The sequence below is a fragment of the Microvirga terrae genome, assembly GCF_013307435.2.
Classification (GTDB): domain Bacteria; phylum Pseudomonadota; class Alphaproteobacteria; order Rhizobiales; family Beijerinckiaceae; genus Microvirga; species Microvirga terrae.
The window spans coordinates 52,546-64,673 of record NZ_CP102845.1; the positions used below are offsets into that span (position 1 = coordinate 52,546).

13 protein-coding genes are annotated in these 12,128 nt (G+C 67.2%); 3 read left to right on the forward strand and 10 right to left on the reverse strand.

From position 1 onward, the window contains the following. Nucleotides 1-168: 168 nt before the first annotated feature. The 6 genes from HPT29_RS00215 to HPT29_RS00240 all read right to left on the reverse strand — a co-directional run bounded on the left by HPT29_RS00215 (nucleotide 169) and on the right by HPT29_RS00240 (nucleotide 6,139). Nucleotides 169-1,371, reverse strand: coding sequence for an MFS transporter (locus HPT29_RS00215; protein ID WP_247654341.1), 1,203 nt, complete (start codon nucleotides 1,369-1,371; stop codon nucleotides 169-171). 165 nt (nucleotides 1,372-1,536) lie between these two features. Further along, nucleotides 1,537-1,800 (reverse strand): DUF2934 domain-containing protein, encoded by a 264-nt coding sequence (locus HPT29_RS00220; RefSeq protein WP_173946012.1) that lies wholly within the window; start codon nucleotides 1,798-1,800, stop codon nucleotides 1,537-1,539. 136 nt (nucleotides 1,801-1,936) lie between these two features. Next, nucleotides 1,937-2,755, reverse strand: a complete 819-nt coding sequence (locus HPT29_RS00225) for an alpha/beta fold hydrolase (protein ID WP_173946011.1) — start codon at nucleotides 2,753-2,755, stop codon at nucleotides 1,937-1,939. 108 nt (nucleotides 2,756-2,863) lie between these two features. Beyond that, nucleotides 2,864-3,940, reverse strand: coding sequence for a tartrate dehydrogenase (locus tag HPT29_RS00230; protein WP_173946010.1), 1,077 nt, complete (start codon nucleotides 3,938-3,940; stop codon nucleotides 2,864-2,866). A 61-nt stretch (nucleotides 3,941-4,001) separates the two neighbouring features. Then, nucleotides 4,002-5,084: a tartrate dehydrogenase gene (locus tag HPT29_RS00235; RefSeq protein WP_173946009.1), complete on the reverse strand. Its 1,083-nt coding sequence runs from the start codon at nucleotides 5,082-5,084 to the stop codon at nucleotides 4,002-4,004. A gap of 77 nt (nucleotides 5,085-5,161) precedes the next feature. Beyond that, on the reverse strand, nucleotides 5,162-6,139 hold the full coding sequence (locus HPT29_RS00240) for a tripartite tricarboxylate transporter substrate-binding protein (RefSeq protein ID WP_173946008.1): 978 nt from the start codon (nucleotides 6,137-6,139) through the stop codon (nucleotides 5,162-5,164). A 273-nt stretch (nucleotides 6,140-6,412) separates the two neighbouring features. On the opposite strand from HPT29_RS00240, the gene HPT29_RS00245 reads away from it, so the two are divergent. Together HPT29_RS00245 and HPT29_RS00250 are read left to right on the forward strand one after the other, a co-directional pair. Then, nucleotides 6,413-7,120: a GntR family transcriptional regulator gene (locus HPT29_RS00245; protein WP_173946007.1), complete on the forward strand. Its 708-nt coding sequence runs from the start codon at nucleotides 6,413-6,415 to the stop codon at nucleotides 7,118-7,120. A 43-nt stretch (nucleotides 7,121-7,163) separates the two neighbouring features. Beyond that, nucleotides 7,164-7,571, forward strand: coding sequence for a (R)-mandelonitrile lyase (locus HPT29_RS00250; RefSeq protein WP_173946006.1), 408 nt, complete (start codon nucleotides 7,164-7,166; stop codon nucleotides 7,569-7,571). 15 nt (nucleotides 7,572-7,586) lie between these two features. On the opposite strand, the gene HPT29_RS00255 is transcribed toward HPT29_RS00250, so the two are convergent. Further along, nucleotides 7,587-8,756 (reverse strand): mandelate racemase/muconate lactonizing enzyme family protein, encoded by a 1,170-nt coding sequence (locus HPT29_RS00255; protein WP_210271970.1) that lies wholly within the window; start codon nucleotides 8,754-8,756, stop codon nucleotides 7,587-7,589. Nucleotides 8,757-8,860: 104 nt separating this feature from the next. On the opposite strand from HPT29_RS00255, the gene HPT29_RS00260 reads away from it, so the two are divergent. Then, nucleotides 8,861-9,775: a LysR family transcriptional regulator gene (locus HPT29_RS00260; protein ID WP_173946013.1), complete on the forward strand. Its 915-nt coding sequence runs from the start codon at nucleotides 8,861-8,863 to the stop codon at nucleotides 9,773-9,775. A 39-nt stretch (nucleotides 9,776-9,814) separates the two neighbouring features. Here HPT29_RS00260 and HPT29_RS00265 read toward each other — a convergent pair whose 3' ends face one another. From HPT29_RS00265 to HPT29_RS00275, 3 genes are all read right to left on the reverse strand, one after another. Further along, nucleotides 9,815-10,030 (reverse strand): hypothetical protein, encoded by a 216-nt coding sequence (locus HPT29_RS00265; protein ID WP_173946004.1) that lies wholly within the window; start codon nucleotides 10,028-10,030, stop codon nucleotides 9,815-9,817. A gap of 157 nt (nucleotides 10,031-10,187) precedes the next feature. Then, entirely contained in the window at nucleotides 10,188-11,567 is a 1,380-nt protein-coding gene (locus tag HPT29_RS00270) for an FAD-containing oxidoreductase (protein ID WP_173946003.1), read from the reverse strand. Beyond that, the gene (locus HPT29_RS00275) at nucleotides 11,564-12,028 is read right to left on the reverse strand and encodes a DUF4126 domain-containing protein (RefSeq protein WP_173946002.1); all 465 of its coding nucleotides are present in this window, start codon (nucleotides 12,026-12,028) and stop codon (nucleotides 11,564-11,566) included. Before HPT29_RS00275 ends, HPT29_RS00270 begins: the two co-directional genes overlap by 4 nt. Nucleotides 12,029-12,128: the final 100 nt, after the last annotated feature.

Genomic DNA, 12,128 nt, shown 5'->3' on the forward strand with positions numbered 1-12,128 from the left:
TCCTGGGGTGCTGATCCTGGCTCGAACGCCCCCTATCGCAGAGCCCGATCGTGTCTGCCCCGGGGCTGAATCAAGGCCAAGCCTGGGCATTGCCTGAACCTATCCTTTTGGACCCGGAACCCCACGGGTCCGATCCCAAAAGTGGGTCCACTTTTCACGTCCGATGCTTTAGCCCAGGCGGGCACGAATGGACATCACCCCTGCCAGGGTCAGGGCAGCGAAGGCGGCTCCCGCCAGAAACGTGCCCTGGGGTCCGAGGCTGTCCCAGAGGGCTCCGGCAAGGACGCTCGCCAGCAGCAGCGCCACCCCGGTGACCAGGTTGAACATGCCGAAGGCCGTGCCGCGCAGCTCCGCCGGGGCCGCTTCCGCCACCAGGGTGGCGAGCAGGCCCTGGGTGAACCCCATGTGCAGCCCCCAGAGCGCGACGCCGACCACCAGAGCCCCCAGTCCGGACGCAAAGGCCAGGACCAAATCGGCCCCTACCAGCATCAGCAGCCCGACGATCAGGAGCGTCACGCGGTCCATGCGGTCGGCCAGCACACCGACCGGATAGGCCGACAGCGAATAGGCCACCCCCATGATGACCAGCACAAGGGGAACGAACGCCACCGGCAAGCCCACCGACTGCGCCCGAAGCAGCAGAAAGGCCTCGCTGAACCGCGCCAGGGTGAACAATGCGGCCACCGCTACCACCCACCAGTACATGGCGCCCAACCGGCGGAGCTCGCTCCGGCTCAGCGGCATGCGCACTTGGCGCAGCCCCGGCGGGCGCTCCGGTTCCCTGACCCAGATCAGCAGCACGGCCACGGCCAGAACGGCCGGAACGACGGCGACCCAGAACACGGTCTGGAAATGATCGGCTGTCAGCCACATCAGCCCGATGGCCAGCAGGGGTCCCGTGAAGGCCCCGATGGTGTCGAGGGACTGGCGCAACCCGAAGCTCGCCCCGCGCAGATGCGGCGGCGCGATGTCGGCCACCAGGGCGTCGCGCGGCGCGCCGCGGATGCCCTTGCCGATCCGGTCGAGGAAGCGCGCCGCGATGAGGCCGTCGATGGCAGATGCCAGCGGGAAGATCGGCTTGGTGAGCGCCCCGAGACCATAGCCGAGAACCGCCAGGAGCTTGCGCTGGCCGAGCCAGTCGCTGAGCGCGCCGGAGAAGATCTTGGTGATGGAGGCGGTGGATTCGGCAATGCCCTCGATGATCCCGACTGCCAGCGCCGAGGCGCCGAGCACGGACACCATGTAGATCGGCAACAGGGCGTGGATCATCTCGGACGAGATGTCCATCAGCATCGACACGAAGCCGAGAGCCCAGACGCCTGTCGGAATCCCCTGGCGGGATGCCCTGCGGGGGCTCTCGTCGACTGTCATTCCCATATGCCCCTGTTGGTTCGAACCGAGCGTTTCACAGAGGCTGTTAGGAAGTCTGCCGTGGTCTGTCCAGATGCGCTGTCCGGGTGCGCCGGGCGTTCGGGCGACCGGCCGCGGCTTTTCCGCCGCATCCTGTCCCGAAGCCGGGATGGAACCTGTCGGACCTCAGGTCGAGCCCTTGGTCGATCCGCGGGGGCGCCTGGTCTTGGCCGGAGCCACGGACGCGGCTTCAAGGGCCTCGACGGCCGCGACGGGAGGCGCCTCCTCGACCGTCGCGTCCGAGCGGTCCGATGCGGCCTCGGATGACCCGTCCTCGGCCTTGAGGGCACGTTCCGCCTCCAGCCAATGGTCCTCGGGATTGCCGCTCCGGCCCCGGCGCTCCCAGATCTCGTACGCCCTCGTCCGAATCCTCTCCTCGCGGTGATCCATGCTTCGCCTCCTGGGGCAACGGCTTCGAGACTGTCGAATGTGGGACGCCGCCACCCGGCGACAACGGCCCGGGACTTGCGCGATGCTGCCGCGCCCCCGCGTGGGCCTTGTGGACGCCCACGACCCGTGATGGCCCCTAGGCGACGCCGTCAGCTTCGATTTCTCTCCCGAAACGGGAGATCACGTCGGTGAGGAGCCTCTCGTCCTCCCGATGCGGCACGTGCCCGGCTCCTGGCAGGATGCAGGCCGTGCCACGCCCGGCGGCGATGCGTCGGGGATGTTCGACAGAACCGTACTCGTCACGCTCTCCATGAATGGCCAGCACCGGGCAGCGGACCGCCTCCAGGGCCTCGTCCAGGGACCAATGCGCAAAATCAGGCGACAGCCAGGTGCCGATCCAGGCCTCGACGGCCCATGGGGCCTTGTCGCCGTGGTATCGCGCCAGGCGCGCAAGCTGGGCCGGATCCTGGAAGTCGCGCTGCGCGACGCGGATACCCTCGAGGGTCCTGTCCTCGACGAAGGCCTGAGCGGCGACCGTGACGAGCGCGCGGCACCGCGTCGGGAAGCGGGCTGCCGTCTCGACGGCCATGGCGCCCCCCACGCTGTGGCCGCAGACGATGAAGTCCCGCACGTCGAGCTGCTCGCACACCTGGGGCACGACGTGCTGCGCCTCCCGGCCGATGAAGTCGAACGGCAGCCGACACGGATAGGCATCCGAGCGGCCAAAGCCGAGGCGATCATAGGCGATGACCCGCCTGCCCGTCGCAGCCGCGAGAGCCTTCGGGAAACTGCGCCAGAGCTCCACGCAGCCGAGGGAATCGTGGAGCAGCACGATCGGCGCACGCCCGGCATTCGCAGGAACCTCCGGCGTCCAGATCCTGGCGAAGAGGCTGCCCCCCTCGATCAGAATCCGGGTGTCCTGCTCGCTGATCGTGGCCGGGGGTTTGTCGGGCATGGCGGTGGTCCGCGCTCTCTCGTTCCGCGATCGCTTACCGCGCCCGAAGGCAGGCGGCAACGACCTTGGATCGAGCGCCGGTCGAACAGGCCCGATGCTCGAGCCGCCCTATGCGTTGTCGCCGTGAATGGCGGCGATCACGGCATCGGTGACCTGACGGGTCGTGGCCGAGCCGCCGAGATCCGGCGTATGCAGCGCGGGATCGGCCGTCACCCGCTCGATCGCCCGCATGAGGCGCTCGGCGGCCGGCTTCTCGCCGAGATGCTCCAGCATCATGGTTGCCGTCCAGAACGTGCCGACAGGATTGGCGATGCCCTTCCCCGTGATATCGAAGGCCGACCCATGGATCGGCTCGAACATCGAGGGGAATGTCCGCTCCGGATTGAGGTTGGCGGTCGGCGCGATGCCGAGCGAGCCGGCGAGCGCCGCAGCCAGATCAGACAGGATGTCCGCATGCAGGTTGGTGGCCACGATGGTGTCGAGGCTCTGGGGCTTGAGGGTCATGCGCATGGTCATGGCGTCGACCAGCATCTTGTCCCAGGTCACGTCCGGGAAGTCCTGCGCCACCTCGGCGGCGATCTCGTCCCACATGACCATGCCGTGGCGCTGCGCGTTCGATTTCGTCACCACCGTCAGGAGCTTGCGCGGCCGCGACTGCGCGAGCCTGAAGGCATAGCGCATGATGCGGGTGACGCCGGCCCGGGTGAAGATCGAGACTTCGGTTGCGACTTCTTCCGGCAGGCCGCGGTGCGAGCGCCCGCCCTGGCCGGCATACTCGCCCTCGGAGTTCTCGCGCACGATCACCCAGTCGAGATCCTTCGCGGCCACGTTGCGAAGCGGTCCTTCGATCCCCGGCAGGATGCGCGTCGGGCGCACATTCGCGTATTGGTCGAAGGGCTGGCAGATCGCCAGGCGCAGTCCCCACAGGGTGACGTGATCGGGCACGTCCGGCGCGCCCACGGCGCCGAAATAGATCGCATCGAATCGTCGAAGGGTCTCGCGGCCGTTCTCCGGCATCATGACGCCATGGGTCTTGTAGTAGTCCGAGCCCCAGTCGAAGGTCTCGAATTCGAGCCCGAAGCCGCCGTCGCGGGCTCCCAGGGCCTGGAGGACCTCGACGCCGGCCGCGATGACTTCCTTGCCGATTCCATCGCCCGGAATGGCGGCTATCTTGTAGCTGTTCATGATGGCACCTGATGTTGTCGGCCGCCGGACGGGCAGCGGCCGAGGATCGTGTTGGATTCGATTAGCCGAGGGCCTCGGCCACGGCCTTGCCGGTGGTCTCGGTTCCCGCATTTCCGCCGAGATCGCGGGTGCGCAGGGTCCGCTCGCTCAAGACGTCCTCGATGGCCTGGACGATGGCGGCGGCCGCTTCCGCTTCACCGAGATGCTCCAGCATCATGGCGCCGGCCCAGATCTGGCCGATGGGGTTGGCGACACCCTGGCCGGCGATGTCGGGCGCCGAGCCGTGGACCGGCTCGAAGAGCGAGGGGAAATCGCTGTTCGGATTGATGTTGCCCGAGGGCGCGATGCCGATCGTGCCCGTGCAGGCGGGTCCGAGATCGGACAGGATGTCGCCGAAGAGGTTCGACGCGACGACTACGTCGAACCAGTCGGGATGCAGCACGAAATGGGCGGTCAGGATGTCGATGTGGTACTTGTCCCACTTCACGTCCGGATAGCGTTTGGCCATCTCCTCCACGCGCTCGTCCCAATAGGGCATGGTGATCGAGATGCCGTTCGACTTCGTGGCCGAGGTCAGGTGCTTCTTCGGGCGCTTCTGGGCGAGGTCGAAGGCGAATTGCAGCACCCGGTCGACGCCGATGCGCGTCATCACGGTTTCCTGGATGACGACCTCGCGGTCCGTGCCGGGGAACATCTTGCCGCCGATGGACGAGTACTCGCCCTCGGTGTTCTCGCGCACGACCCAGAAGTCGATATCGCCGGGCTTGCGGTTGGCGAGCGGCGTCGGCACTCCCGGCATCAGCCGCACGGGCCGCAGGTTGATGTACTGGTCGAATTCGCGCCGGAACTGCAGCAGCGATCCCCAGAGGGAGACGTGGTCCGGGATCTTCTCCGGCCAGCCGACCGCTCCGAAGAAGATGGCATCGTGCGAGCCGATCTGCTCCTTCCAGTCCTCCGGCAGCATGCGGCCATGCTTGGCGTAGTAGTCGTAGGACGAGAAGTCGAAATGATCGAGCTGCAGGTCGAAGCCGAATTTCTTGGCCGCGGCCTCCAGCACCCTCACGCCCTCGGGGGTCGTTTCCTTGCCGATGCCGTCGCCCGGAATGACGGCGAGCCGATAGCGCTTCTTTTGATCCGATGCCATGTGAAAATCCGTTCGTCTCTCATGAAGGCCCGAGGGCGGATGCGAGGGCCGGAAGCGCCCGCATCCGCTCCGGGTCGTTACTGTCCCGTAACCCCCGAGGCCTTGATGACGGGCACCCATTTGTCAATCTCGGAGCTCACGAGCTTGGCGAGCGCCTCTGGGGTCTGGCCCGCCTCGTCCGGAAGCTCGGCGCCGAGATCGAGAAGGCGCTTGCGGGTGGTCTCGTCCTTGAGGGCGGCCTTGGCGGCGGCATTGAGCTTCGTGATGATGTCCTTGGGCGTTCCCTTCGGGGCGAAGAGCGCGTTCCAGCCAGTCGCCTGGAACTGCGGCAGCCCCTGTTCGGCCGATGTCGGCACATCCGGAATGACCGGGAGGCGGTTCTGCACCGCGACCACCAGTCCGTTCGCCTCCTTCGCCTGCACGGTCGGCACGATAGCGACCGTCTGATCGCACACATAGTCGACCTGCCCGCCGAGCAGCGCGTTCAAGGCCGGGCCCGAGCCGCGGAACGGCACATGCTGCGGCTTGACGCCGAGCAGGGATTCCAGGAACAGGCAGGTCAGGTGCGAGGTCGAGCCGACGCCGCCCGAGCCATAGTTCATCTTGGGCGCATTGGCTTTCAGATAGGCGACGAATTCCTTGAAGTCCTTGACCGGCAGGTCCTTCTTGGCGACCACGAGCATCGGTGTGGCGGCCGAGTTCATGATCGGCTCGAAATCGACGCGCGGATCATAGGCCAGCTTGGGATAAAGGCCGACGCTCGCCGCCTGCGTGCCCAGATTGCCCATGAGGATCGTGTAGCCGTCCGGCTCGGCCTTCGACACGCGGGTCACGCCGACGGTGCCTCCCGCTCCGGTGACGTTCTCGACCACGAGTTGCTGACCGAGCGTGCGGCCCATGTGATCGGCCATGAGGCGAGCCACCACGTCCGTCGTGCCGCCGGCGGAGAACGGCACCACCAGGGTGATGGGCCGCGTCGGGTAGGTTCCCTGCGCCTGTGCGGCTGTCGCGACGAGGCCCAGGGCCGCCGCGAGGGTCAAGAGAGTTTTCTTCATAGGCGTTTCCTTCCCTTGAGGGTTTTGGCGACGGGATCGGCATCTCTTGCCCGTCGCGTCCGGCGGCCCGCGGTTTATGCACCGTGTGGCCTGGTCCATCTGCCCCTGAATGCCCCCGCTTTCACGAGCGGCCCGGTTACCGCCACCTGTTGCGTAGCAGCTTCCATGGAAGTTGGCATGCAAGCACTCTGAGCGTCGACCCGGTGGTTTGTCAAGGATCCATTCAATCTTGTATGGAAGATCCGACCGGGGCATGATGAGGCCGGAGGACGCATGGCGAGCAAGTTGAAGCAGGTGCGGACGGTCGAGACCGCGAAGAAGCCGTCCCTGGTGGAGGACGCCTACAGGGCCCTCAAGGACGCGATCCGCGACAACGTCTTCCCGCCCGGATACCAGGGCTCCGAGCAGGAGATCGCGCTGCGGCTCGGCATGAGCCGAACGCCGGTGCACGAGGCCATCATCCGCCTGCAGGAGGACGGGTTGGTCCGGGTGCTCTCCAAGCGGGGCGTGCAGGTCTGTCCGCTCTCCCCGGAGGACATTCGGGAGATCTACGACGTCGTGATCGCCATCGAGGCGCGCGCGGCGGAGCTTCTGGCCGCCATGCCTCTGGAGGCTCGAAGCCAAGTGGCCCAGGAACTCGAGGAGGCGACCGCCCGCATGGAACAGGCCCTTCGCAGGGACGATCTCCACGCCTGGGCGACGGCCGATGACCAGTTCCACCGCCTCCTCGTGGAGCGGTGCGGCAACAGCCGGATCCTCCGGATCGCCCAGACCATCACCGACCAGGCCCATCGGGCCCGGATGCTCACCCTCAGGCTCCGGTCGAAACCGACCGGATCGGCCGCCGCCCACAGGGCGGTAGCCGAGGCGATCCGGACCGGGCAGGTGGCAGACGCCCATCACCGCGCCCGCCAGCACCGCATCGATGCCCGGGACGAGCTTCTCCCGCTGATCGCGAGCGTCGGCATCAAGCATCTGTGATGTGCCTGCTTTGGCGCCATGACACCATCGAGAGGAAGAATTCATGGAAATCCACGCTGCAGGAGCGTTTCCGACGAAGCAGGCCCCGGCCGATGCCTTCACGGGAACCGTCTGGCATGATCCGATCGTCGATGCCCCGCCTCCGGCGCGCATCCGCGCCAACCGTGTCACGTTCGAGCCCGGCGCCCGGACGGCCTGGCACACGCATCCGCTCGGCCAGACCCTTCATGTGATCCTGGGCGTCGGGCGCGTGCAGACCTGGGATGGCCCGGTCCGGGAGATCAAGGCCGGCGACAGCGTCTGGATCCCACCGGGCGAGAAGCATTGGCATGGGGCGGCACCCCATGCCGGCATGGTCCATATCGCCATGCAGGAGGCCCTCGACGGCACGCATGTGACGTGGCTGGAACACGTCACGGACGAGCAGTACCGCGTCCCACCGGTGACCTGAGAGCCTCAGCGAGGGTCACTCGGCCAGTTCGCGCATCACCTTGATCAGGTCCGACTTGCCCTCGAACCCGATGCCGGGCAGTTCCGGCATGACGATGTGGCCATTCTCCACCCGCACGCTGTCCGGGAATCCCCCATAGGGCTGGAACAGGTCCGGATAGCTCTCGTTGCCTCCGAGCCCGAGGCCGGCCGCGATGTTGAGCGACATCTGGTGCCCCCCGTGTGGGATGCACCGCGAGGGCGACCAGCCGCACTGCTCGAGCGCGTCGAGGGTGCGCAGGTACTCCACCAGCCCGTAGGACAGGGCGCAGTCGAACTGCAGCCAGTCGCGGTCCGGCCGCATGCCGCCGTAACGCAGGAGATTGCGGGCATCCTGATGCGAGAAGAGGTTCTCGCCGGTCGCCATCGGGCCGGGATAGAACTCGGACAGCGCCGCCTGGAGCGCGTAGTCGAGCGGATCCCCCGCCTCCTCGTACCAGAACAGCGGATACTGGCGCAGCATCTTGGCATAAGCGATCGCGGTCTCGAGATCGAAGCGCCCGTTGGCATCGACGGCAAGCTGCGCCTGGGATCCGATCTCGGCAAGCACGGCCTCGATCCGGCGCTGGTCCTCGGCGATCGAGGCGCCGCCGATCTTCATCTTCACGACGGTGTAGCCGCGGTCGAGATAGCTGCGCATCTCGGCCCGCAGGGCGCCGTCGTCCTTGCCCGGATAATAGTAGCCGCCGGCCGCATAGACGAAGACGCGCGGATCGGCCTCGCGGCCCTTGCGCTCGGCCAGCAGGCGGAAGAGCGGCTTGCCCGCGATCTTGGCGGTGGCATCCCAGATCGCCATGTCGAGGGTGCCGACCGCCACCGAGCGCTCGCCGTGCCCGCCGGGCTTCTCGTTCTTCATCATCGTGGCCCAGATCTTGTGCGGATCCAGGTTGTCGCCGCTCTCGTCGAGCAGGCTGTCGGGAGCAGCCTCGAGGATCCGGTCGCGGAAACGCTCGCGGATGAGGCCTCCCTGGCCGTAACGGCCGTTCGAGTTGAAGCCGTAGCCGACGACGCGGCGGCCGTCGCGCACCACGTCGGTCACCACGGCGACGAGGCTCGTCGTCATCTTGGTGAAGTCGATATAGGCGTTGCGGATCGGCGAGGCGATCGGCTGGGTGATTTCGCGGACGTCGATGATGCGCATGGACAACCTTCTCGCGCTTGCAGGATGCGGATTGAAGGTCTTCATACGCCTGGACAGCGCCGGAGGGCCAATGCCAAGATCGGTTCGCGTTATGCATGATCGGCATCGACATGGACCTGACCTGGCTTGAGGACTTCCTGGCTCTGGCAGAGCAGAGCAACTTCTCCAGAGCGGCGGAGGCCCGCCATGTCTCCCAGCCTGCCTTCAGCCGTCGCATTCGTGCGCTCGAGGATTGGGTCGGCACACCCCTGTTCGTGCGGGGAACCCAGGGGGCGAGTCTGACGCGGGCCGGGCTCCACTTCCGGCCCCTGGCCGAGGACCTGATGCGCAATCTGCATCGCGCGCGCCGCGAGACGCGTTCCGCGGGCGAGCGCGAGACGGGATCGTTGGCGATCGCCGCGACGCACGCCCTGTCCTTCACGTTCTTTCCCGGCTGGATCCGCCGGCACATGCAGGTCGAGGCGCTCGGCACGCTCAACCTGATCTCGGACAGCATGGAGGCCTGCGAGCAGATCATGCTCGGCGGCGAGGTGCATTTCCTGCTCTGCCACGCCCACGCCGACGCGCCGACGCGTTTCGATGGCAGCCGCTTCGAGAGCATCCGGGCAGGCGAGGATCTCCTGGTCCCGGTCTGCGCTCCCGATGCGGATGGTGAGCCCCTCTGGCCACTGCCCGGCACGTCCGGGAGGCCGTCGCGGCTCCTCGCCTACAGCTCCGCATCCGGGCTCGGCCGCATCCTGGCGGCCCACCCGGTCGGGAGCACCGAGGCGGGCCACCTGGAAAGCGCCTTCACGTCGCATCTCGCCGCCACCTTGATGACCATGGCCCGCGAGGGACACGGCGTCGCCTGGCTCCCGCTCGGGCTCGCCGAGGAGGATCTGGCGCGTCAGCGACTGGTGCGGGCCGGACCCGACAGGTTCGACATCCCGGTCGAGATCCGCCTGTTCCGGTCGCCCGATTGCCGCAACCACGCCGCGGACGAACTGTGGAGACGGATTCTCGAACAGGAGAGCGGCAGGGATTAGCCGTTCATGAGGTTGACGATCCGTGGGGAGGACAAGATTTCAGCCGAAGAGCCGCCAGTCCTGCGCGGGCGCCACGTCGAAGGGCGGATCCGGAGCGTCGCTCGCGAGCGTCCGGATCTTCTCCTCGACCAGGTCGGCCAGGACGCTTCTCGGAGTCGAGGCTCGCACTTCACTGACAGCCTCTCGGATCTGCTTCAGATCCAGGGGCGACAGCCTCGCCTGTCCTGGCCCCTTGAACTCCTGATTCGACGTCATGGATGATTCTCCGTCAGGGCTGACACGGCAGTGAAAGGGCGCGCTTGCGGAGATCAGCGTAGGCGTGGCCGTTTTCCCGTCGCATTGCGCGAGAATTACAAATCCGTAATGCAGCCGGCCGCATCGTGCGGGAACCAAATCCCGATCGACGCTCGCCTCAGGCGGCAGGCGTCAGATCGCCGAGCACCGTCGGGATCAGTTCCGAGACTGTCGGATGGATCGGCACCGCCCATTGCAGGGTCGGGTAATCGGCGCCGGCATTCATCATGTCGAGGATGCCGTGGATCGCCTCGTCGCCGCCTGTTCCGAGAATGGCCGCCCCGAGGATCTTTTTCGTGTCGGCGTCGGCGACGATCTTCATGAAGCCCTTGGTCTCGTCCTTCTCGATCGCGCGGCCGACCCGGGTCATCGGGCGCTTGGACACGAGGAGCGGGCGGCCGGTCCTGCGCGCCTCCATCTCCGTCATGCCGACGCGGCCGAGCGGCGGGTCGATGTAGAGCGCGTAGCCCGGGAGCCGGTCGCTCACCCGCCGCGACGCCCCGTCGAGCAGATTGGCCGCGACGATCTCGTAATCGTTATAGGCCGTGTGGGTGAACGCACCGCGGCCGTTGCAGTCGCCCAGTGCCCAGATGCCGGGAACGCTGGTCGCCAGCGTGTCGTCGACGATGATCGTGCCGCGCGCGTCGACCGCAACGCCCGCGCGGTCGAGATCGAGATCGTCCGTGTTCGGCCGGCGCCCGACGGCGAGCAGCACGTGCGAGCCGACCACGAACGGATCGCCGGAGGTGCAGTCGACATCGACGGCCACGCCGTCCGCATGGGGCTTGAAGCCGATGCAGGTGGCGTTGGTGCGCACCGCGATTCCTTCGCCGGCCAGGATGTCCCGGATGGCTTCCGATACGTCCTCGTCCTCGCGGGCGATCAGCCGTGGTCCCCTCTCGACAATGGTCACCTGCGCGCCGAAGCGCCGGTACATTTGGGCGAATTCGAGCCCGATATAGCTGCCGCCCACCACGACGAGATGGCGCGGCAGCATGTCGAGCTGCAGGATCGACGTGTTGGTGAGGTAGGAGACCGTGCCGACGCCCGGCATGTCGGGAATGCTCGCGCGGCCGCCCACGTTGAGGAAGATGCGCGGCGCCTGCAGCACCCGGTCGTCCACTCGGATCGTGTCGGGGCTCTCGAAACGGGCGTGACCTTCGATCACGGTAAGGCCGTCCATGCCGCGCAGCCAGGTTTCGACATTCGTGCGGGCATTCGTCGAGACGGTATCAGCCCGGGCCCTGACGCGCTTCATGTCGATGGCGATGGGACTTTCGATGGACACGCCGAAATCCGCGCTCCGACGGGCGAGATGCGCCGCATAGGCGCTGGCCACCAGGGTCTTGGTCGGCATGCAGCCGGTATTGACGCAGGTGCCGCCGAACAGCTTGCGCTCGATGATGGCGACCTGCATGCCCGCTTTGGTCAATCGTCCCGCAAGCGACGGCCCGGCCTGGCCGGCGCCGACCACGATGGCATCGAACGATTCGGTCATGGTATCGCTCCTACGATCAGGGCCGCTCCGAGGATCGCGACGGCATCCTCGACCAGGGCGGCGGGACGATCCTTGCCGAAGGCGGCCGCGAGCCGCGCCCGGCCTTCCGCTCCTCCGAGTGTCCCGATGATCCCGCCCACGGCTCCCGCCGCGAATCCGCCGATGAACGATCCGCTCTGCGCGGCAATTGCCGCGCCGCACAGGCCGCCGACGATGATCCGGGTTGCGAAGGGCAGCGGGGTCTTGCGGCTCGGCGTGGTGGGAAGCTGGTCGCCGATCAGCTCGCCGACGGCGAGAACCGTCATGATCCACGGCGTGAAGCGATAGCCCAGGAAGGCGAGCCAGGTTCCTTCGAGATTGAGGAGGCCGAGAAAGGCCGCCCAGCTGACGGCCGCGGGAGCCGTCATGGCCCGCAGACCGGCGATCACGCCGATCAGGAGCGCCAACACGTAAACGACCATCGCTGTCCCCTGCACTTTGCTCAAGCTTGCCTGGGGATGGTGCGTTTTTCAATCCCGTGCGCAACGCGCCGGCGCCAGGCAGAGCCCGGTCCGCGGCTGC